This window comes from Marinitoga lauensis, from assembly GCF_004135675.1.
Taxonomy (GTDB): Bacteria; Thermotogota; Thermotogae; order Petrotogales; family Petrotogaceae; genus Marinitoga; species Marinitoga lauensis.
Genome location: NZ_QHLX01000003.1, coordinates 279,665 through 302,852 on the forward strand (window position 1 = coordinate 279,665; position 23,188 = coordinate 302,852).

The following is a 23,188-nucleotide window of genomic DNA, read 5'->3' on the forward strand; positions in this document are numbered from 1 at the left end:
AAAATATTTAATTAGAGATATTAAAAATAAAGATAAACAATATATAGTTGTTTCAAGCAGAGTTGATGAAAAAAAGAATCATTTGGGTGTGGTAAGAGCATATGCTAGGTCTAAAGAGTTACAAAATAGGACTAATCTTGTTATTTTTGTCAGAGGGCTAAAAAACGGATTTGAAGATATAAATAAATTATCTGAGAAAGAACAAAGAATAATAGGAGAAATAAAAAGAATTATGGAAGATCACAATTTATTTGGTAAAATATCTTTATTTGATGTACCGGGACAGGAAGAATTAGCAAGTGCTTATAGATATTTTGTAAGAAAAAGATCAATATTTGTTTTACCAGCATTTTATGAACCTTTTGGATTAGCCCCTATTGAAGCTGCCGCAGTAGGACTTGCAGTTGTAGCAACCAAAAATGGGGCCCAACTGAGTCTTTTGATCAAGGCAAATATGGGGTTTTAATAGATCCTTTTGATATAGAAGATATTGCAAAAGGTATGTTGGAAGGATTGACAAATTTTGATAAATATTCTAAATTAGGTAAGAAAAGAGTTCTTGAAAATTATACATGGGAGATTACAGCAAAAAGATACTTAGAAAGTATAGAAGAATATTTAAAAAATCCTATGAAACGAAGTGGATATATAAAAATACCAGAATTCTTCTTTAATAAAGAAAAAGAGGTAGATAAAAGTATAATATTAAAATATCTGAAATCAAAATAGAACATTAATCTAAACGCCCATTAAGGGCGTTTCAGTTTGTAGACAAAGTACAAAATAAAATACTCAAATAATATTCGCTCATCCGGTGAAAATTCTTAAACTCTTCGCTCTGCGAAGGGGTTAGGATAAATATTTTTATTATAAAAAATAACCCTAAACCTTTCGCTTCGCGAAATGTTTAGGATTCGCTCATATTATTTTTTCTTATTTTATTTTGTCAACAGTCTGAAATGCCCATTAAGGGCGTTTTTTTGTAAAAAAAGAGCCTCCGCGAGGCTCTGCTGGTGGAGACGGCGGGAGTCGAACCCGCGTCCGAAAGCAGAGTAAGCCGGACGTCTCCGAGCGCAGCCTGTGTTTTAAGATTCACTTAATCTTCTCCCACAGGCAGGATAAGATTAAGCTATCTCCCTAAGTTGTCCCCAAAAACTCGGGAGAAATGTTTTTGGGTAAGGGCCATAATTATGACGTCCTATTCAACCATTTGGCCCAGAACGGTTGAAAGGACGGCTGCTAATTATATTAAGCAGCTAAAGCGTAATTTTCTTCGGCAATTCTCTTTTTTGACCGATTGTTTAACGTGGTTACAGTCGTCCACGGCTCGCTTTCCGACTTACTCCACCCCCGTCGAAACCGTTTCGTCCCCAGGCGGTATAGATTATAACATAAAGATAAGATTTTTTCAACTATTAAGACGATAAAAATTCGAATAAGTTTTGAATTATTCTTTAACGTTTATTATTTTTTTGATTATTGAATTGTAATTATAATACATGCACTCTATTTCAAAAGTATATGATTGAGGAAAGTTTTCATTTATAGGCACTTTAAATCTATTTTTATATATTTTGATTTTTTCTTTGTTATGATAAATCCGAAAATTATTTATAACTTTTTCCTGAGCATTTGAAAATAAAATCGTTGGATTCTTTACTTCAAAAACAGCATAATTTCTTTCCTTTCCAAGGTAATCAATATTTATATTTATTTTCTTTATATTTTTTGGATTATTTTCTATTTCTATAGTTTTTATTCCGTTGATATATTTCTCATTAACATTTGTTTCAAAATACAAATCATAAATTCCTGGATTTTTAAATGGTTCTAAAATTAGCGAATTATTTAAATAAGAATAGTTGATTTCTCTATAATCACCTAAAATTTTAAAATTCCAGAATTTAATATTATATTTTTTTATTTCATTGGAATATTTGTCATATACTTTTATATTTTTAATTCTTAAAAGATATTCGTTATCTGTAAAAAGAATATTTTTATCAAAATCAAAAGAAATTTTAAATGGTTTATCCGGTAATACTTCTAAATGTATGTCTTTTACTTTATTTTTATTAGCAAAAATAGATATGTTATATTTACCTGCTTTATATATAGCAGGAATAGTTATTTTTATTTCTCCAAATTCATTTGTTTTACCGGCATAGATTATTTTTTCATTGTTTATACTATAAAAAATATTTATATTTTCTGAAAAAAAAGTATTATATGTGGCAATTAATTTGATATTTTCTTTTTCTCCTGCACGTATTTTTAAATAGTCTGGACTTTTAATATATAAAATTTTATCTTCTCCAAATTTTATAATAGGTATAGATAAACCAATACCAAAGTATTGGGTCATATTTTTATTTAAATTATAATTTAAATAAAAATTATATAATTTTGCCTTTATACCAATTGAATACATGGAATCATATTTAATATATGGTTCCACATAGAGCTTTCCAAAATTTGCAAAAGTAGAAATAATACCAGAAGGTTGGAAGTTCAAAGAGCTTCCAACCTGTAATTTTAAAGGTATATTACCAAAATCATATCCAACGTATATTGAATGCATATTGATAGAAGTAAAAGAACTATCATATTTAAAAAAATCATAATCATAATTAATAAAAATATTATTTAAACGTCCAAAAGATATTATTGAAAGAATTATAATTATTAGAGTTAAAACTTTTTTCATATTAATCCCCCATTCTATTCCGGTGTGCTCCATCCATTTAATTTAGAATCAGTTTTTATTATATAAGCATTACCATATTCGGTATCACCAAATGATTTTGTCTTTCCAAATATAATATATCCACCATCATTGGTTTTTATTATTCCGTTTGCGGTATCTTCATCACCTCGCCCAAATATATGTCCTGAAAGATAATTTAAATTATCATCGAGTTTTATAACTTCAATATATCCATTAGAATCATTTAATAATATTAAATATCCATCAGAAACCTTTAAAATATCGGCAAAAGAATCCACGTAATTATTTTCATAAACAGGAGACCAGATTTTATTCAATCTATAATCATATTTTTTGATAATTAAATCATTATTCTTAAATCCTATCGCAACTATATATGTTCCATCTGCTATTACCTTTGAAATATTATCCATATCATCTACTATTAAGGTTGCCTCAGGAGATAATGCTTCATCTAATTTTATCAAATAACCGCTACTTTCTGAATAACCACAAACTATATATTTATTATTTCCATCTTCATCAATGATGCTTATAACAGAATTCAATTTCAAACTATCAAAAGATTTAGTATTTAACAATGTTGAACCATCAGAAATATCAATCTTTGAAATAAATCCATCACCAGAATTATTTCCAACAATTAAATACTGATTTTCTGCCAATTTTAAATAATCTTTTATATCATCTGCAGGGATACTTGTTGATGTGGAAACTATACTAATTAAATCATCACTCTTATGCTCTTCAAAGAATATATTATTTGAACTAATTCCTATTACTAATAAATTAGAATTATTATAATCTACAAATTTAGGAGTAACAGAAATAGAATTAGAATCGGTCTGAGTTCCAGAAGAATCTAATTTTATTAAATTATATTTGGATCCATCCTTTTGAATCATAATTAGTTCATCTACAGTGGTTACAAGAGCATCAATTATTTCATTTTCTTCAATTGTATCCCCTCTTTCAATTGTAAAGATATTGGTATCAATAGAGTTGGTTGTAAAGGAAATAGTTTTTTCACTAAAATCACTTTTTTCGTCTATAGCCCGTACTTTCCAGTAATATGTGGTATTAGGTTGAAGTTTTGATGCATAATATGATTTATCTAATGTATTGTATAAAATAGTGCTATAATCTGTGTCATCTAAAGATTTCAATAAATCATATGTAATATTTTGACCTTCAGGGTCATTTGCATACCAGGTTATTGATGCTTCTAAGCCATTATATAACGTATAGTTGATCTCTGGGATATCAGGGTTTAGATTAGTTGTAAAATTCATTATTTCTGATTCAGTTGATCCATCATATGAATCTTTTGCAATAATCTTCCAATAATATGTAGTTCCTTCTTTTAAAGCGCTTAAATTATAAGAGTTGTAAATATAATCAGTTGCAATTTTGGTTAAATTAGACCTATTAGTTCCAAAGTATAAATCATATTTAAGAGTATCGTTATTATTATCGTATGCATTCCATTTTAAAGTAACATTTTTTTCTATTCCTAAAGAATTATTGGATGGATAAAATTTATCTTCCTCAAAACCTGGAAACGCATTGGTTTTAAACGATTTTATCTCAGATTCAGTTTTTCCTCCTTTATCATCATAAGCGATTATCTTCCAATAATACGTTTCACCATATTCTAGATTAGATAGTATATATTCAGATAAAATAGTAGAGTCAACTAAATTTAAATTATTTTCAGATGTTCCTAAATATATTTCATATATTAAATTATCTCCATCGGGATCATATGCACTCCAGTAAATTTTATCACCATTTTTCATATGCTCTAAATTATCTGAACGTAATGAATCATTATAAATAATAGGTAATTTAGTTGTTGAAAAAGTTATTTCCGTTGAATCTGAAGAGCCTTTGTCATCTTTGGCAGTAATTTGTAATATATAATTTGAATTAGGTAATAACTTTAAAGAATAGTTGTTATTAGATGTAGTATATTTTTGTGTTTCATAGCCATTTCCGCTTAACTTAATGTCAAAAGTTAACTGATCACCATCTTTATCATTTGCTTTCCAATTTATATTTGGATTTAAGGAAACATTAGTTGAACCACTGGATAAGCTTATAAAAGTTATATGGGCTTATAAGTGGTGGTAAATTTTCTAAAATCAGTTTCTGTAACACCATGCATTTCATCTACAAGTTTTAATTTCCAATAATATGTAGTTCCTGGTTTTAATATTTCGTTGATTGTATAATCATTAGTTCCATTTGCATTAGAAATATATTCGCTGCTTAGATCATCAACGGTTTCTCCAAAATAAATATATATATTAAAAGTAGAAGAGTCGTGATCATCTGCATTCCATATAATTTTGGGGTTTAAAGGTATATTTGTTTCGTCATTTTGTGGTGAAAAATCTAATAAAATAGGGGGGTATTAATATTTAATGAAATAGAATTTCCTTTTATATAAAAACCTTTATTATTGAAAGCTTTTACGTAAACATTATAAATTCCGCCTTCTGGAATATTAATTGTTGTATAATTTTCCATAATATTTGTAGCAATGGGTGTTTCTATTCCATCCTTTTCTTTATATACATTATAATATGTGGCCTTTAAGCTATTTGACCATTGTATTTTCATTTTATTAGGATATTTATTTTCATTAAATGTATATTCTTTTGAAGGATCATAATAATCATATATATTTGTAATGTCAGGATAATTATATGGAGCAGAATCGGTAGTGAATGTTGCTTCACTTGAAATGGACGTTGCTAAATTACTATCTATTGCCATAACTTTCCATACATATGTTTTATTTGCTGTTAAATTTTCCAGTGTGTAATTTGAATTTAGTGTTGTTGCAATTTCAGTATTATCAAGATAAATTTTATAATATAAATCATCATTATCTTGATCAGTAGCATTCCATTTTAAAGTAACTGTAGCTTCTAACTTTTTTTCAGAAATAGGATAAATTAAAGTGATTGTTGGCTGATGAGTTGTTTTAAATGTTTGAGTTGCTGAAATGGTAGTAGCCAGACTGCTATCTTTTACTAAAACACTCCATGAATATTCAGTATCTGGGAGCAAAAAATCATCATATACTAGAGATGTAGAATTTGTCGTTTTAATTATTGTTTTATCTGGAAGAACAAGGTTTAAAATATATTTTAGTTCATCATTATCTGTATCTGTTGAATTCCATGAAAATACTGGTTTTAAAGATTCATTGTTCCCCTTTGGAGTTTCTAATTCTATTTTAGGAGCTGATGTTGTGGTGAAATAATTTATTCCACCTGTTGCTGAAGCATTTTTACTATCGTAAACAACAATTTTCCACTTGTATGTGGTTTGAGGTAATAAATAATAATTAAATTTATAACTATTTTCTGTCAATGTCGCTATTAAAGATAAATTTTCAGAATTTTTTGAAAAATATAAATTGTAATATGAAATTTCATCATCAGGATCTTCAAAATTCCATTTTAATTCGGGCTTCAAATCTATATTTTTTGTATTATTATCAGGGAAAATATCTTTAAAAAGAGGTTTCTTATTTGTCATAAAGGTTGCCGTATTACTTATGGCTGTGGCATTATTTGAATCAATTGCTTCAACCTGCCAATAATAGATTTTACCGTAATCAAGATTATGAAGTATATAATAATTATTGTTAACATTTTTTTTAAAAGATAAATTATCTTGACTATCTCCAAAATAAATATTATAAGTTAATTTATTATCATCAATATCGTATGACTCCCAGGTTAAAGTAGCAATGTCTGTTGGAACATTTATTTCATTATTTGGATATAAATTATATGGCTTGACAGGATCTGAATTTGTTCTGAATTTTATGACATTGCTTTTAGATATGTTGCCTTTTCCGTCATTGGCTGAGATTTGTATTGCATAATATTGCTTCTTTTTTAATTGAACATTATAAAAATTATTTTCTGTAATTTCATCTACCAGTAAATCTGTGGAAAAATCTATATTCTTAATATTGATATCAGGATTTTCCGAAATATTTTTTAATTTAATATTATAAGTTAGATCATCGTTATCAGTATCGGTAGAAATCCATGTTATTTTTGCATCAATAGGTATTCCAATAGCATAGTTTTCTGTTTCTGTATTTTTTACAGGATATGTTATTTCAATTTCTGGTTTGTACGAGGTTGTAAATGATAAAATAGGGCTTTTAAAATTATTTTCTTCATCAATTATTTGCCAATAAAATTTAGTTCCAGATGGTAAGTTACCTATAGTATATTGTTTTTGATTGGTTTTTATATGATAATAATTATCTTTAGTTTTAGATAAATCTTCATTCGTAGATATAATTAATGTATAATTATTTGTATCGATTGTATAATCCATTTTAAAGTGATTTTATCCACAGGAATGCTATTTGCATTACCAGAAGGTGAAAAATTATAAAAACCCAGATCAGCAACTTTAATTGACAGAGTTTTTTTACTACTCTCATTTAGATTATCAAATGCAATTAGTTTAATGTAATAAGTCTTCCCGTAAGCCAACCCTTCTAATCTACAACTTGTATCTTTTCCAGAATAAAAAAGTTCTTTATCTGAAAAATTTGGATTTGTACTTTTGTATAGCTCATAATTTTTAATTCCATCTTTATCAGAGCACTCCATTTTAATTCTATATAACTTTTATAAATTGTAGTGTTATTTATGACAAAGGATATTTTAGGTTTATCAGTGGTTTTAATCTTATAAATTTCAGAGTCAGTATATTCATTGCCTTTAATAGTTCTGATTTTTATGTAATATTCTGTTTCAGGCTCTAAATTCTCGAGTCTAATAGATGTATTGGAAGTGGATATTTTATTATCAAATAAAGTTGCAGATTTACCATAATATATTTCAAAATAAAAACCATTATTTTTTTCATTGCCTTCCAGCGTCCAGAATAAATCAATAGTTGTAGGAAGGTTATTGAATTCTGGTGGGTATGTTAAAATGGCCTTTGGTGGTTTAATTTTAAAAATACATGAACTTAATAGTAAAAATAAAGAGATTAATAATATATAAAATAAAATCTTTTTCATTCTATCACCTCGTTAGATTATTCCATGCGAGGTAAGAAAATTCTTAAAGTAATTATTTTTTTGAAATAAAATATAATAAATTTTCTTTAGGTTTTACAAACCTTGCGGGATAATCATTACCTTCAAGAATTTCTTTTAATATTTGTATCTTTTTTCCTCCAGCAAGGAGAAACATAATATTTTTACTATTATTAATGGCTTTATATGTGAATGTTATTCGAGGTATTTTAGGAATAGCCTGTTTAGGGAAGTTACGTCAATATATTTATCAACTGAAACTGGTGTATCTGGGAAAATAGAAGCTGTATGTCCATCATTTCCCATTCCCAATAGAATTAGATCAAAAGAAACATCTTTCTTTTTATATTTAAAAAAGTTTAGAATTCTATTTTCATAATCTTCTGCACATTTTTCTATAGGTGAAATTTCTGTTTTAATTCTATATATATTACTTTTTGAAATGTCTATTTTTGAAATTAATGTTTCTACTGCCATTTTATAATTACTATATTCATTGTTTTTATCAACATAGCGTTCATCACCAAAAAAGATGAATGTGTTATTCCAATTTATTTTATTTTTATATTCAAAAGATAAAATTTCGTATAACAATTTTGGAGTATTTCCTCCTGCTAATACCAGAGTAAAATAACCCTGTTTTTTTATATAATAATTATAAAAATTATAAATAGTTTTTGCGGCATCAAAGCTCATCTCGTTAATGTTTTCATAATTAATAACTCTCATTATAACCTCCACTTTCTATTATCTTTTTCTATAAAATAAAAAGATTCTTCTGGACCCCAACTTCCTGCAGGGTAAAAATACAAGTTTTCATTGGAATTTTCCCATATTTCGAGAACAGGTGTAACTACTCTCCATGATTCTTCCATAACATCATTTCTTACATATAATGTTTGGTCACCAAGCAGTGCATCAAGAATTAATCTTTCATAAGCATCCTGGGTTTCAAAATTAAAAAAGTTCTTATATTTAAATTCCATATTAAGGGTATTTATACATATTTTTGAACCAGGTTGCTTTGCCTGAAGAATAAGAGAAAAACCTTCATCAGGTTGTATTCTTATAACAAGTGCATTGGGCTCAATTCTTACAGGATAAAAATCTGAAAATAAAGAGTGAGGAACGTCTTTGAATATTATGGAAACTTCGGAAATTTTTTCTTTTAATCTTTTTCCGGTTCTTATATAAAATGGAATTCCGCTCCATCTCCAATTATCAATTAATAATTTTGCGGCTATGAAGGTTTCTGTTGTAGAATTTTTACCAACTTCATCTTTATATGATTTAACTTTTTCATTATCAATGATACCATCAATATACTGTCCTCTTATAATCCAATTATTTAAATTATCTTTCGGAAATTCCCTGATAGACTTTAAAACCTTTATTTTTTCTCCATGTATCATTTCTGCATTTAAAGAAGCAGGGGTTCCATTGCAATTAAAGTTAGTAATTGTAATATATGGTTTTGAAACATATCTCTTAAAAGTCCTGTCTGATCAAAATATCCAACTCTATTTCCTATACCTAATTTTTCTGAAACGGTGATTTGAACATGATCTATGTATTTGTAATTCCAGATAGGCTCAAAAACAATATTTGCAAACCTCATCATCATAATATTTTGAACGGTTTCTTTTCCTAAATAATGGTCAATCCTATATATTTGATTTTCACTTAAATGAGCATGTAGTTCAGCATCTAATTTTTTGGCGCTATTTAAATCTTTTCCAAAGGGTTTTTCGATAACAATTCTTGAATAATTATTCATTTCTTCTGTAAGTCCAAAGGATCCCATGTTTTTTATTATAGGCAAATAAATATTTGGAGGAGTGGCAAAATAAAATAAGTGATTGTTTTCTGTTTTTTCTTTTTTATCTAAATATGATAATCTTTTTTTAAGTTATTATATAGTTCTTCTGAATTATAATTTCCTGATAGAAAATATAAATGAGATACAAACATATTAATTAATTTTTTATCTTTAAAATCCTCCAGAAGTCTGTTATATGCTTTTTTTCTATATTCTTCATCGTTTATATTTGACCTTCCTACGCCCAATAAATAAAAATTAACTAATTTTCTTTTTTTAAATAATTGAAAAATAGAAGGAATTAACTTCCTAAAAGTTAAGTCTCCAGAAGCGCCAAAAATAATAATCCCTGCAGGAGAAGGTGTTGGATCATCACATAGTTCTACATATGAACCTAATTTATTTTCAACATAACTCATAAAAAATCATCCCTTATATTTTTCATGTGGATTTGCAGGTTTAACTTCTCCTGCTCCTGCTATGCTTTTTTTAATATCTTGAGTCTTATCGTAAACTGCATGACCACCAAACTCTTTTCTTAAAGCAGCAACAACTTTATCAGAAAAAACGTCTTTTTGTCTTGATTGAAATCTTTTAAATAATGAATTTGATATTATAGGTATAGAAACACCTTTTTCCACAGCTTCTAATACAGTCCATCTGGCTTCACCAGAATCTTCAACATAACCCTGTATTTCTTCCAGATTATCATCATTTTTAAAGGCGTTTTCTAATAATTCTAATAACCAGGATCTTATAACGCTACCATGATTCCAGAGATGCGCAACATCATGTAAATTTAAATATTTTCCATATTCTGAAGCTTTTAACAACTCAAATCCTTCACCATATGCTTCCATTAATCCATATTCGATGCCATTATGAATCATTTTTACAAAGTGTCCTGCTCCATTAGGACCACAATATAAATAGCCATCTTCTGGAGCTAATGTTTTTAATATTGGTTCAATGTATTCAAATATCTCTTTTTCGCCACCAATCATAGTACAATAGCCTTCTTTTAGTCCCCAAATACCACCGGAAACACCTGCATCAATATAATGAATGCCATATTCTTTTAATTTTTTTGATCTTCTCAAATCATCTTTATAATATGTGTTAGCACCATCGATGATAATATCTCCTTTTTTTAATAATGGTATTAGCTTATTTATTGTATCGTCTGTAATTTCTCCAGCTGGTAGCATTAACCATATTATTTTTGGGTTGTCTAATTTTTCAACAAATTCTTCCAATGAAAAAGCGCCAATTGCTCCTTTTTTTACCATATCTTCTACCTTTTCCTTGGTTCTATTATAAACAACTACTTCATGATTATCCTTTAATAATCTTTTTGCCATATTTTTCCCCATTCTGCCTAAACCTATAATACCTAATTTCATAATTTCACCTCTCCCTGTTATAAAAATAACCTGGTCAGTTTAAAGGACCAGGGTATTATTTTTCCATCTTTTCAATAATATAATCCTCAATATTTCTTTTTTTAGAATTTATATTTATTCCTATAAGATATATCTCTCTTCCTTTATATTTTTCATAGTATTTCTTTTCTTTTATCTGAGCTAGTGCTTCTTCTGCACTTTTGTCCAGTTTTGCTTCGAATATATATACCCTTTCATTGAATTCCAATACTACATCACTTCTCCCAATATTTGTCATTTCTTCTGCTCTTACATTTAATCCGGCTATTGCCAGTATTGCAAATATTAATGAGTGATAATATCTTTCTTCTTTTTCATGTAGATTATACGGTATTGAACTTATTACTTTTTTTATTTCTTCTATTAATCCTTCTATATCATTGTCATATATTTTTTCATATATTATATTTTCTGCTTCATCTAATCCTTTTAATCCATAGTTTGCTTCTAATATTAATCTTGAGAAACTGCTTTTTACTTCTATGTTTGGATAGTCGAGTATATATTTTTCTTTTAATCCCAATTTTTTTATTCCTTTAAAGGTTAAATATCCTGCCTGTGTGAAGAATATATTTGCATTTGCATCTTCTATTTCTCTTGTTGAGAAATCCATTGCACTTACTGTTTCCTTTACTAAATCCTCATAGGTTATCTTTCTGTTTTTTATGTATTCGTATAAGAATGATGGAGATCCACTTTCAAACCAGTAATTTTGAAATTTCTTTTCTTCAAAGAATTTTAATATTGAAAATGGATTATATACATAATGTTCTCCATCAAATGAAAATCCATTATAATACTCTTTTAATCCTTTTAATAATTCTTCTTCACTTATTCCCATTTCCTCTGATGTTTCTTTTATGTGCTCTTTGAAATAATGTTCGAGTTCTTCCTGTGTATATCCTAACATCTGTGAGTATTTTTTGTTTAATGATATATCGTTTAAATTATTTAATGCAGAGAATACTCCTGTTTTTGTGAATTTCGTTATTCCTGTGATGAATACGAATTTTATGTATTCATCATTTGATTTTATTGTGACATAAAAATCCCTTAATATTTCTCTATATCTTTCTGCTTTTTCTTTATTATTTATATTATCCAGTATTGGTTTTTCATATTCATCTACCAGTATTACTACCTTTTCTTTTTCCGATAAAGCCATGATTAACTCGTCAAATGAGTATTTGTAATGATTACTTTCCAATTCTATATTATATTTTTTTGCTTCCTTTTTTATTATTCTTAATAACCCTTCTTTCAAGTCATCTGCTGTTTCACTTATCACATCTAACAAGCTTATTTTTATTATCGGATATTCTTTAAATTCCCATTTGTCATATATATAAGTATCCTTGAATAATTCTTTTTCTCCTTTGAATATATAATACAATGTTGATACCGTTAAGCTCTTTCCAAATCTTCTTGGACGGGATAAAAATATTGGCACTTCTGAACTTATCAGGTTATATATATATTTCGTTTTATCTACATACACATAATTTCCTTCTATTATCTTTTTATAATCCTGTACACCTATTGGCAATTTTTTCATCAGTTCCACCTCCTGCTTCAATTATACCAGAACATTCCGCGTAGCGGAAAATTTGTTATTTTTTGTTATTTTATATATTTTTTCTAAAATACTTCGCGTAGCGAAGAGTTAAGACCTTCATATAGTGAATCATTTCGTTTTGCGAAAGGATTAAGGTTATTTTTTTATTTTATAATAAACATATTTTTCTTAAAACTCTTCACGAAGTGAAGAGTTTTATGCATTTCATTTGTCATTCCAATAATAGTTCTTTTAATATCTCTCTATAATCTTCATTAATGTATAATTTCCCTTTTTCACCAAACAAAATTCTTTCTTTTTTAGAAGGAGAATTCCTTGAAATGGCGCTGGTAAATGCAGATATAGATCTTGTATCTTTTAATTCTAAATCTTTAATTATTTCATCTTTAGAACTTTTTCCTTTTTTAACCATATATTTCAAGAAATTTTTTGTAGATTCAGTTAATGAATTAATCAATCCTTTTAATTCCTCTTTTGACCATTTTTCTTCTGTAATCTTAGAACTGCCAATTAATTCTTTAAAGATCCTTATTCTAAATGAAAGATCATTAGATAATATACCAAAAAGATATTCTGTTGGCAGGTTTCCGTAATCTATTAAATCAATTAATTCTTTTAATAGATTTTCAGATTGAATAATTCCTTTATTTATTCCTAATGTATCTAAATCAATCTTTTCATTTCCGTAAATTAAAATTTTCTTTTCAATATCAATTGAGATGCGTAATCGATTAAATAATGATATAATAAATAAGGAAAGAAATTTTTCTTCAATTTCCCGTGGAAATGTTTCAGTTTTTAAAAAATCTAAAATATCATAAAAATCATTTTTTGTATTTAATTTGTCAAAAATTTCGCTTTTTAGCTTTTTTTCTTCATTTAATATATTCTTTCCAAGAAAAGAATATAATGTTTTTAAAATTTCTTTATACAAAATGATCACCTCTTTATAATTTTATCTGATTATATATATTATACCAGAAAAGGAGTGTTTATATGCAAAAACATATAATTGTAAATGATAGGAATTATTATAAAAGATTGGATAAGTTTTTGAGAAATAACTATAAGGAATTAAAATTAGGATTTATATATAAACTTTTAAGAAAAGGATTTATATATGTAAATGGAAAAAGAGTAAAAAAACAGGATTTTGAATTGAATATTGGTGATAGTGTTGAAATAAGATATAATGGACCATTAGATGAGAGAAAAAAAGAAGAGAAGATTTTACCCAGACCATTAGATTTAGAAATTATTTTTGAGGATGATAAAATAATAGCCATAAATAAACCTGCAGGTATTTCTGTTCACCCTGGTAGAAATGAAGAAAAGGTAACTATTATAGAAGGATTATTATATTATGCAAAGGATAAATTTGAACCTCATTTAGTACATAGATTGGATAAACATACTTCCGGAGTGTTAGTGATAGCAAAAAATAAAATTGTTTCAAGGGAATTAACGGATATTATAAAAGGAAGGGATATAACAAAGAAATATCAGGCATTGGTTGTAGGTTATTTAAAAGGTGATAATAATAAATTAGAGAGCGTTTTAGAAGACAAAAATGCAGTGTTATATTATGATGTTTTAGAGAATTATAAGGTGAATAATATAGATCTAACATTAGTTGATATTGAATTAAAAACAGGAAGGAAACATCAGATAAGAAAGCAATTTGCAAAAATTGGAAGTCCTGTGGCTGGTGATAATAAATACGGTAATTTTGAAGTAAATAGAATATTAAAAAAGCAAATAGGTCTTAAAAGGTATTTCTTGCATTCATACTTTTTGGAATTTAGATATAAAAATAAAAGATACACATTAATTTCTAATCTAACACCTGATTTAAGAAAGGTATTGAATAGGTTAGGAGGATAATAATTTGAAAAAGAGAAAAAAAATAATATTTATTTTAGTTGTATTATATTCAATTGGTTTGTTTGTATATATATCTTTTACTGATTTTAAATATTTAAAATCAGGATATCATATTATTGATAATAATGTTTTGATAAAACAAAGTATAAAAATAAATAATAAGAATATCGATTATTATAAATATCAGGATTATATTTTAATAAGCGAGAATTCCACTAATATAACATTAAATGATTTTAAAGGGTTTGTATCACACTTTAATAATATTCTCATAGCAGAATTTTCTGATTTTGGATATTTGTTTGATAGATATAAAGTTAGTTTAAATAAATCTGAATTGAATAGAATAAGATATGTGCATTATATAAAGCCAAAAGAAATGGATAAATATAATGTTGACCAAATAGTTCAAAGATTTTGGAGAGCATTTAATGAAAGAAGAATAAATATTTTTTATATTCCAGATCATTTTAAAAGAGAAAAAATAATTATAGAAATAAAAAATAAAATAAATAATTATAATGAGTCGATACCAAATTTGATAAAAGTAAAGGATAACATTAGTTTTTTAACTGCTGTTGTAAATACCGTATTTTTAACCTTATATGTGCCAATATTGGCTATTATATTTTTAATAATGTATATTTATTTTAATCCATGGTCTTATGTTTTTTTAGCCATTATATATTCATTTTTATCCTGGATATATTGGAAAAAAAGGTTCGAAAAGAACAAAAAAATCTTATATGCTATATTATTGAATATCCTTTTTGGAATGTTAATATATGGAACGGGGTATAAATATTTTTATATTTATAAAATCTCTGTTATAAGAGGTATTAAACTACTATTGATAACCTTACCATTTGTATTATTTTTAGTGCAAATAAAAAATTTTAAAATGAAGAAGAAAGACATCATTTTATCTTCTGTGATGTTGGGTGTAATTGCAATATACTATATTTTAAGAAGTGGAAATTTCGGATTTTCAACGATGTTTGAAAGAAATATAAGAGATTTTCTTGAAAGGACGCTAATAGCAAGGCCGAGGTTTAAAGAATTATTTGCTTATCTTTTTGTCTTTACAAAACCACCAACAAAATTTTTTGAAATATTCTGGAATATCGGGCAATCAATACTTTTTGTTTCTATTTTGGATACATTTTTGCATTTTCAAACGCCAATATATTTAGGAGTGTTAAGAACAGTAAATGCGTTTATAATAGCCTATATTGTTTATAAAATTCTTTCTTTAATGTGGAGGGAGAAAAATGGAAAGAGAAATTAAAATAAAAGCTTTTGATGCAGGAGAAAATATTGATATACAAATGATAGCATCTAAATTACAATTACCTATAGTAACAAAGTGGGAAATTCCCTTGATTTTGAATTATAATCAAAAAGATGTTCATATATATCAATTTGGAGCATTTGTATTTTTTGATTTTTTAGATAAGGAAATAAAGGAATTCATTAACTACCTTGAAAAACTATTGGAAATAGAGATAAAAACAAGATTTGAAGATGAATTGATTATAAAAATAGTTGATGATTTGAACAAAAACTTTTATATGGATAATAATAAAGAGATTTTATTTATAAATGAAAATATTTTTTCTAAAGAAATTATTTCTTTGATTTCTCTTGCAATATCCCAAAGTGTTGCTCTTGAAAGATATGAGCAATTATCAGATGATTTAGAAGAGGATATAGAAAAAACTATAAATAAATATAATAAATATAAGCATTTTTTATCTATTATGCGAAATGTTGCTGTAGGAAAGGCGTTAAATTTAATAAAAACAAGACATGAAATCATTTCTGATATTATGATCCTGGATAAACCCACTATTACCTGGGAATGGAATGTTTATGATGAATTATATGAAATTCTTGCAAGATTTTTTGAATTAAACAGAAGATATAAAATACTTTCGCATAAGCTTGATAGTGCGTTAGAGAGTTATACAGTTCTAAATGAAATTAATGAAGGAGCAAGAGCTAATTTTCTTGAATTTTTAATCGTTATTTTAATCGTTTTTGAGATTATAATGGCGTTTTTTCATATATAAGAAAGGAGAGGTACAATGCATTTTACGAAATTACTGAATTTTACTAAATTATACAGATTTGGGAAACCGTTTGCAACGGATGCGACTTTGGTAAAACCTGAAGAAAATGATTTCAAATATTGTGAAAAAATTGATTATTTTAAGATTAAAGATAAAGAAAATCAGGTTATATTAACATTAAACTTAGATTATGAAGATAGAGTATATGGATTAGGTGAAACATTAGGAGGATTAAATAAAAGAGGAAAAAGATATAGACTATATGCTACAGATGATCCTGTGCATACCCAGAAAAGGAGTCGCTATATGGGTCTCATCCATTTGCAATTATAAGTGATAAATTCGGATTTTTTATAGACTATCCAGGAGAAATTATTTTTGATATTGGTTATACAAATTTCGATAAAATGACTATAACTATTAATTCAAAAGATTTTGATATATATATATTTGATAATAAAAATAATTTAGAAATAATCCAGGAATATTTGAAATTAACAGGAACACCGTATATACCACCAAAATGGGCGTTTGGGTATCAACAAAGTAGATGGAGCTATCCTGATGCAAATACTATTAAGAAGGTAGCAGAGAATTTTAGGAAGAAGAATATTCCATGTGATGCAATATATATGGACATAGATTATATGAAAGATTATAAGGTATTTACCATAGATGAAAAGAAATTTTCGGATTTTCCAGAATTTGTATCTGAGATGAAAAATCTTGGATTTAATTTAGTTCCTATTATAGATCCGGGTGTGAAAATAGAGAAAGGTTATGATGTATATGAAGAAGGAATTGAAAAAGGATATTTTTGTAAAGAAGAAAATGGAGAAGATTTTATTGCTACGGTGTGGCCTGGATATACACATTTTCCAGATTTTTTAAATCCAGAGGTAAGAAAATGGTGGGGTGAAAAATATAAATTATTTACTGATTTAGGTATTACCGGTTTTTGGAATGATATGAATGAACCTTCTATTTTCTTTGTACCAAAGACATTAAAAGAATATTTGAGAAAAATTGATGATTTAAAGGAAAAAGAAGTGGGTTTAGAATTTTTCATGATTAAAGACGAAGCTATAAATTTATCTAATAAAAGGGAATATTACCAGAGTTTTTATCATAATACTCCACAGGGAAGATATACAAATGATGAGTTGCATAATTTATATGGATATTATATGACAAAAGCTACTGTAGAAGGGTTTGAAAGGATAATTCCAGATAAAAGATATTTATTATTATCCAGAAGTAGTTATGCCGGGCATCATAGAATAGCTACTATTTGGATGGGAGATAACATGTCATGGTGGGAACATATGTTAGTAAATATTAGAATGCTTCTTTCGTTAAATATGGCAGGATTCTTTTATACTGGTGCAGATATAGGAGGATTTGGTTCTAATGCTTCTCCTGAATTAGTTATCAGATGGATGCAATTGGGAGTCTTTTCTCCATTATATAGAAATCATTCAGCATTAGGAACGAGAAATCAGGAACCGTGGGCATTTGATAAAAAAACAAAGGAAATATTAAAAGATACTATAAAATTAAGATATGCATTAATTCCTTATCTTTATTCAGAATTTTTTAATTCTATAAATCAATTAAAACCATTTATTGCGCCATTGTTTTTATATTTTAAAGATGAAATTTCTAAAGAAATTGAAGGCCAATTTATGGTTGGTGATTCAATAATGGCAACTCCTGTGATAAAACCTAATGCCAGAGGTAGATTTGTTCATTTACCAGAGGTAAGATGGTTATATTGGAATGTATCAGATTTTAAAGAAAGGAATATTAGAATATATGAACCAGGAGATTATTATATAAAAACAGAATTAAATGAAATTCCAGTATTTGTAAGAGAAAATTCTTTAATTATATTAAATGAAGAGGAAATAAATTATGTAGATGAAAAACCAATCAAGGAATTGACGGTAATTGGTTTTGTTACTGATAATGCGGAATTTACATATTTTGATGATGATGGAGAAACATATGAATTTAATAATGGAAAGTATATAAAAATAAAAATTTCTGTGAAAAAAACAGAAAATGGGTATAATTATGAATTAGAAAAGGATGAGTCTGAAGATTTTGTAAGTACTATAAAAAGAATTAAATTTGAAATATATGATGAAAATGGGAATAAAAATATAGAAATTTTCGAAATATAGAAAATCCCCTGGAAACTGATATGATACCTCCAGAGTAGACAGTGTAATTAATAAAAAATACACTGAACTACGAGGAGGGATTTTCTATTTTATACTTTGTTTAAAATAATTAAAATAAACTTCATTCCTAATGTTATTTTTAATATCAGAAAGAGTATTACTATTTTTCCTTTTTCAAAATCTTGTGATTATTTTATATTATTTTTTGATCATCTGATATATTAATCATAAATTTAAAAATTGAAAATATAACGTAAATTTTTTTCAATTATTATTGATTATTTCTTTTTTTTGATATAATTAAAATTGAAAATTTAAAAGGGGAATTTTATGGAAATTTTATTCCAAAATAGCAGAATAATTTGTTTTATTTCAGTATTTATTTTTGCTATAGTTCATCAACAACATATAATATTAGATGGAAATTTATCTGTCTTTATTTTTGCAGTTATTGAGTATTACTTATAAAAAAAATCTAAAATAATATATTCACCTATGCTTTATCATTTTCTAAATAATTTTGTATGGAGCTTTATAATTAAAAATAATTAACTTCTGGCGCCAGAATAAAAATCTAAAAATTAGGAGGGATTTTATGAATAAATATATTTTTATAGTATTTTTGTTAGTTTTTATAAGTTTAACAGTTTTTTCAAATAATGCTTATTTTAATTTAGATAAAATAAGTGAAATTAAGATTGATAATAAAATTATAAAATTTATCCCTGAAAATAATATTCCAAATAATGTAAAAATTTATTGGGTAAAAAATTTTGTTGAATTAAAAAAAATTATTAATGAGATTGAATCTTTAAAATTAGTTCATAGTAAAAGTTTAAAATTATATGAAAAATCTTCAAATGCATTAAAATTATTTCAAAATACCCATTATAATTATCTTTTTGATATTGCAAAATATAAAAATAGATGGAATCAAACGGTATTGGAAGTGGTTTTAACTGGTCAATATTTTTATAATGATAATAAAAAAGTTACGGTATAAATGTAAATATAATGCCTAGAACATATAGGCCTGGATGGGAGATTGTATCCATTGGCAAAGATTATGGGGGATTGGATATAATTACGCATGGGCTTCTGGAAATGTCGTTTTTAAATTTTATTTAGGAGTGCATCCAATAGGAGTTACGCTTGTGACGAGAACATTAAATGTATATGATCAAGCTTTTATTAAATGAGAGGGGATTAGATGAATTTAATAAGTAAAATTATAAAAGTGAATTTAGCTATAATATTATCAATAATATCTATTGTATTAGTTTTTCAGATAATTTCAATTTTTGGTCTTATAGGCGGAGAAAATGTTTCATTATCAGAAAACAAAATTATAAAAGATATAACGGATAATTATATGCAAATTGAATTTTACTTAAAGAAGGCCAGAAAAGGTGAAAACATTGATATAAATAGTGTAAATAGATTGTTTGAGAAAATAGAAAACTCTAATACTACTTTGAAACAAGATATTCAAAAATATATTAAAGGAAACAATTAAATAGTAATTGGATTTAATTCTAAAAGTAAAAACCCTCACTTTAATGTGCCGAAAGATACTTTAGATTATTGCCAAACTCTATATTTAAATACAAATTGTTTTCAAAAACAATATTCACTCATACAGAAATTTTAAACCTTTAAAAATACTCATGAACATATTATTAATGCATAGCATTAATAGATAAAGGTTTTTATATTTAAAAAATATAAAAATTAATATAGGTTTGAAATAAAGCAATTATTTTAGTTTATAATATTTAAAATTTTGCGAAGCAAATGCTCCAAGAGTTTTCAAGTATTAGTTCATATTATTTTTTCTTATTTTATTTTGCCAACAATCTAAAATCCCCTGAAAAGGGGATTTTGATTTTTTAATTATCAGAGATTATAGGTTTATAGATTATCAACTTTTGACCAACGAAGATTAAATCAGGATTTTTAATTTTATTCCATTTTGCAATAGCATAAGGATTTACATTATACATTCTACCTAATTTAAATAATGTATCTCCTGATTTTACGTTATACATAACGTCTGTTGCAACATACCAATTATGATCAACTTTTGCTTCTATGACTTTATGGTCCATAATATAATCAGCCATTAATTCAGAAACTTCCATCATAACCTCTTTTACAACAGGTTTTCCAGCAAACATTGAGTATCCTCCACCGCCACCTGCTCTATAATTATTTAAGACGATATTATATTCTTTATCCATTTCAACAGGTTTTCCTTCGTATTCTAACCAAACAACTCTTTTTCCAACCGGTTTTTCAACGTCAATAATATAATTAATACCTTCCCACATATCATAATTATAATGTTGTGGTTTTGGATCTACCCATGTTTTATTTACATCTACTTTACCATTTTTATATACAAAGTAATCTGCACTTTTTTCTATAGCATCTTTTATATCTTTTCCTGTAACTCTTAATACTTTTAATGTATTTGGATAAATATATACGCCGTTAATATCTCTTAATGTAACTGGACCTGATTTCCAGCCTTTTATGTCATTGTTAAATAATGCAGTTGAAGAAATTTTTACACCAGAATATGTTTGTTGAACTGTATTTACAAATTCAATCAAAGGGTGATCTGCTAATCTAACCTTTAATGGATCATATACATAGAAATCGCCTTTAGCAGTTCCAACCGGTTGATCTAACCATTTTTGAACCTTATCTTCATAATCCTGAACGAGAGATAAAACTTCTTTATCTGACTCTACTGTTTTTGAATCTAATAATTCTGATTTTTTAGCAATTACTTTCCATTTACCATCGGAATTATCAAGAGTTAATTCAATTCTGCCAACCATTTTTCCCCAATTTTTTGGCATGGATACAGCAACATTATTGTAGACGCCTGAAATTGCTCTGTGTTGATGCCCTGTTAATAATACATCGATACCAGGAACTTCCGTTAATAACTGATATCCTTCATTTTCTCCTGTTAACTCTTCTGTTGGTTTTCCGGTTTTTAAATCTCTTTCAAAACCTCCATGATAACCTACAATTAAAACATCAACATTTTCCCGATCTCTTAAGATTTTTACGTATTTTTTTGCTACAGCTACTGGATCATAAAAGTCTAAATTTCTAATATTTTTTGGATCTTCCCAATGTGGTATATACTTTGTTGTTAATCCTAAAATTCCAATTTTAACACCTTTATAATTGAAAACTAGATAAGGTTTAAATACAGGTTTTCCAGTATCTCTATCTACAATATTTGCGCTTAAAAATGGGAAATTAGCTTCTGAAATAGCTTTGTTTAATACTTTTTTTCCATAATTAAATTCGTGATTACCTATAATAGATGCGATATATCCCAGGTGATTCATAACTTTAACCATAGGATCTATAGGTTTATTGTCTATCCTTGCATGGTAATATTCGAGTGGAGTCCCCTGTATCAAGTCTCCTGTGTCAATTAAAAGAACATTTGGATTTTTCTCTTTTTCCATGTTATAGAAAGTAGCAACTCTACCCAAACCAACATAATAAGGCTTATTTGTTGCATAATTTACAGGAAAAATATTACCATGTAAATCACTCGTGTGAAGGATAACTAAGTTCATCTGTTCTGCAAAAACTAATAAACCAAGAATTAAAATACTAAATAGAATCAGCACTTTTTTCATTTTTACACCCCTGTTTTTTATAGTGCAAACTTATTATATCACTTTTTACAAAATAATAAAATATATATTAATAATATATATGGTTATAAATTTTTCCGTTTATGATGTTTATAAATTTAAAATCAATATTGTTTTTGAGCATATCGATTATTAAAATACTATGTGGAGTATTTTCTTTTGGTATAGAGACACTTCCTGGATTTATTATAATCAAATCATCGTGTTTTTCATATTTGGAAATATGAGTATGACCGTGAATTAAATATTGACATTTATATTTTTTTGCTAAAGAAATAGAATCCTCTAGATTAGGATCCCAACCATGTGTGAAGAAGAAATTATATGAACCGTAATTTTCTACAACATAAGGTGTAGGTTCTGGTATATTAAGCAATTTTAAGTCTATGGGCGAATCGCAATTTCCTGTTATAAAAGTCCTTTTTTTAAAATTATTCAATAAATTGGATAATTCCATAGGATTATATCCTTCTGGAAGAGGATTTCGAGGCCATGATATAAGTAATCTCCTAAATGAATAATCCTGTCTACATCTTTTAAATATTTAAGAGCTTTTTCAAAATAAAATAAAGAGCCATGCGTGTCACTTAAAACACCAAGTTTCATATTTTTACCTCCTAAAACAAAAAATAATATTACTATTATTATTTTACCATATTTTTAATAAGGGATAGAAATATGGTATAATTAGAAAAAATCAATGTTT

At 26.6% G+C, this 23,188-nt stretch carries 23 protein-coding genes, 1 other RNA gene and 1 pseudogene; 10 read left to right on the forward strand and 15 right to left on the reverse strand.

Annotated features, from left to right (window positions below):
• Positions 1 to 82 precede the first annotated feature (82 nt).
• Both DJ007_RS15725 and DJ007_RS15730 read left to right on the forward strand, forming a co-directional pair.
• Complete coding sequence (locus DJ007_RS15725; RefSeq protein WP_368359526.1) at positions 83 to 466, forward strand: glycosyltransferase; 384 nt, start codon at positions 83 to 85, stop codon at positions 464 to 466.
• Positions 467 to 501: 35 nt separating this feature from the next.
• Positions 502 to 729, forward strand: a complete 228-nt coding sequence (locus tag DJ007_RS15730) for a hypothetical protein (protein ID WP_206076183.1) — start codon at positions 502 to 504, stop codon at positions 727 to 729.
• A 282-nt stretch (positions 730 to 1,011) separates the two neighbouring features.
• Here DJ007_RS15730 and ssrA read toward each other — a convergent pair.
• From ssrA to DJ007_RS06600, 12 genes and pseudogenes are all read right to left on the reverse strand, one after another.
• Positions 1,012 to 1,372, reverse strand: a transfer-messenger RNA (tmRNA) gene (ssrA, locus tag DJ007_RS06535).
• A 75-nt stretch (positions 1,373 to 1,447) separates the two neighbouring features.
• Positions 1,448 to 2,707 (reverse strand): hypothetical protein, encoded by a 1,260-nt coding sequence (locus tag DJ007_RS06540; protein ID WP_129408833.1) that lies wholly within the window; start codon positions 2,705 to 2,707, stop codon positions 1,448 to 1,450.
• A gap of 14 nt (positions 2,708 to 2,721) precedes the next feature.
• Positions 2,722 to 4,527 (reverse strand): fibronectin type III domain-containing protein, encoded by a 1,806-nt coding sequence (locus tag DJ007_RS06545; protein ID WP_129408834.1) that lies wholly within the window; start codon positions 4,525 to 4,527, stop codon positions 2,722 to 2,724.
• A 598-nt stretch (positions 4,528 to 5,125) separates the two neighbouring features.
• A complete protein-coding gene (locus DJ007_RS06550) occupies positions 5,126 to 7,099 on the reverse strand; it encodes a fibronectin type III domain-containing protein (RefSeq protein ID WP_129408835.1) in 1,974 nt (657 codons plus the stop codon).
• Positions 7,063 to 7,260 (reverse strand): hypothetical protein, encoded by a 198-nt coding sequence (locus DJ007_RS06555; protein WP_129408836.1) that lies wholly within the window; start codon positions 7,258 to 7,260, stop codon positions 7,063 to 7,065. Before DJ007_RS06555 ends, DJ007_RS06550 begins: the two co-directional genes overlap by 37 nt.
• Positions 7,261 to 7,265: 5 nt before the next feature.
• On the reverse strand, positions 7,266 to 7,796 hold the full coding sequence (locus tag DJ007_RS06560; RefSeq protein WP_129408837.1) for a fibronectin type III domain-containing protein: 531 nt from the start codon (positions 7,794 to 7,796) through the stop codon (positions 7,266 to 7,268).
• Between the two features lie 52 nt (positions 7,797 to 7,848).
• Positions 7,849 to 7,971, reverse strand: coding sequence for a hypothetical protein (locus DJ007_RS20090; RefSeq protein ID WP_368359530.1), 123 nt, complete (start codon positions 7,969 to 7,971; stop codon positions 7,849 to 7,851).
• 38 nt (positions 7,972 to 8,009) lie between these two features.
• Entirely contained in the window at positions 8,010 to 8,543 is a 534-nt protein-coding gene (gene pgl, locus DJ007_RS06570; protein WP_129408839.1) for a 6-phosphogluconolactonase, read from the reverse strand.
• A pseudogene (gene zwf, locus DJ007_RS20095) lies at positions 8,543 to 10,052 on the reverse strand (glucose-6-phosphate dehydrogenase). The gene pgl and the pseudogene zwf overlap by 1 nt, the downstream one beginning before the upstream one ends.
• A 6-nt stretch (positions 10,053 to 10,058) precedes the next feature.
• Complete coding sequence (gnd, locus tag DJ007_RS06590) at positions 10,059 to 11,036, reverse strand: phosphogluconate dehydrogenase (NAD(+)-dependent, decarboxylating) (protein ID WP_129408843.1); 978 nt, start codon at positions 11,034 to 11,036, stop codon at positions 10,059 to 10,061.
• Positions 11,037 to 11,091: 55 nt separating this feature from the next.
• Positions 11,092 to 12,630, reverse strand: coding sequence for an ATP-binding protein (locus DJ007_RS06595; RefSeq protein WP_129408844.1), 1,539 nt, complete (start codon positions 12,628 to 12,630; stop codon positions 11,092 to 11,094).
• Positions 12,631 to 12,862: 232 nt separating this feature from the next.
• Positions 12,863 to 13,585: a hypothetical protein gene (locus DJ007_RS06600; protein WP_129408845.1), complete on the reverse strand. Its 723-nt coding sequence runs from the start codon at positions 13,583 to 13,585 to the stop codon at positions 12,863 to 12,865.
• 62 nt (positions 13,586 to 13,647) lie between these two features.
• Between DJ007_RS06600 and DJ007_RS06605 the strand changes: the two genes are divergently transcribed.
• From DJ007_RS06605 to DJ007_RS06630, 8 genes are all read left to right on the forward strand, one after another.
• On the forward strand, positions 13,648 to 14,535 hold the full coding sequence (locus DJ007_RS06605; protein WP_129408846.1) for an RluA family pseudouridine synthase: 888 nt from the start codon (positions 13,648 to 13,650) through the stop codon (positions 14,533 to 14,535).
• A 4-nt stretch (positions 14,536 to 14,539) separates the two neighbouring features.
• The gene (locus DJ007_RS06610; RefSeq protein ID WP_129408847.1) at positions 14,540 to 15,823 is read left to right on the forward strand and encodes a DUF5693 family protein; all 1,284 of its coding nucleotides are present in this window, start codon (positions 14,540 to 14,542) and stop codon (positions 15,821 to 15,823) included.
• Complete coding sequence (locus DJ007_RS06615; RefSeq protein ID WP_129408848.1) at positions 15,807 to 16,607, forward strand: RMD1 family protein; 801 nt, start codon at positions 15,807 to 15,809, stop codon at positions 16,605 to 16,607. Before DJ007_RS06610 ends, DJ007_RS06615 begins: the two co-directional genes overlap by 17 nt.
• 15 nt (positions 16,608 to 16,622) lie before the next feature.
• Complete coding sequence (locus tag DJ007_RS17430) at positions 16,623 to 16,940, forward strand: hypothetical protein (protein ID WP_240739332.1); 318 nt, start codon at positions 16,623 to 16,625, stop codon at positions 16,938 to 16,940.
• Positions 16,941 to 17,014: 74 nt separating this feature from the next.
• Positions 17,015 to 18,793, forward strand: coding sequence for a TIM-barrel domain-containing protein (locus DJ007_RS06620; protein ID WP_240739333.1), 1,779 nt, complete (start codon positions 17,015 to 17,017; stop codon positions 18,791 to 18,793).
• 595 nt (positions 18,794 to 19,388) lie between these two features.
• A complete protein-coding gene (locus DJ007_RS06625; RefSeq protein WP_129408849.1) occupies positions 19,389 to 19,796 on the forward strand; it encodes a hypothetical protein in 408 nt (135 codons plus the stop codon).
• Between the two features lie 34 nt (positions 19,797 to 19,830).
• The gene (locus DJ007_RS14685; RefSeq protein WP_165974048.1) at positions 19,831 to 19,992 is read left to right on the forward strand and encodes a hypothetical protein; all 162 of its coding nucleotides are present in this window, start codon (positions 19,831 to 19,833) and stop codon (positions 19,990 to 19,992) included.
• Between the two features lie 11 nt (positions 19,993 to 20,003).
• Positions 20,004 to 20,309: a hypothetical protein gene (locus DJ007_RS06630; protein WP_129408850.1), complete on the forward strand. Its 306-nt coding sequence runs from the start codon at positions 20,004 to 20,006 to the stop codon at positions 20,307 to 20,309.
• Between the two features lie 373 nt (positions 20,310 to 20,682).
• Here the strand turns inward: DJ007_RS06630 and DJ007_RS06635 are convergent, their stop codons facing one another.
• The 3 genes from DJ007_RS06635 to DJ007_RS19035 form a co-directional block, all read right to left on the reverse strand.
• The gene (locus DJ007_RS06635; protein WP_129408851.1) at positions 20,683 to 22,464 is read right to left on the reverse strand and encodes a 5'-nucleotidase C-terminal domain-containing protein; all 1,782 of its coding nucleotides are present in this window, start codon (positions 22,462 to 22,464) and stop codon (positions 20,683 to 20,685) included.
• Between the two features lie 67 nt (positions 22,465 to 22,531).
• Complete coding sequence (locus DJ007_RS06640) at positions 22,532 to 22,921, reverse strand: metallophosphoesterase family protein (RefSeq protein WP_276318689.1); 390 nt, start codon at positions 22,919 to 22,921, stop codon at positions 22,532 to 22,534.
• Positions 22,918 to 23,088 carry a metallophosphoesterase family protein gene (locus DJ007_RS19035; RefSeq protein ID WP_129408853.1) on the reverse strand — a complete coding sequence of 57 codons (171 nt, stop codon included), beginning with the start codon at positions 23,086 to 23,088 and terminating at the stop codon, positions 22,918 to 22,920. Before DJ007_RS19035 ends, DJ007_RS06640 begins: the two co-directional genes overlap by 4 nt.
• Between the last annotated feature and the right edge of the window lie 100 nt (positions 23,089 to 23,188).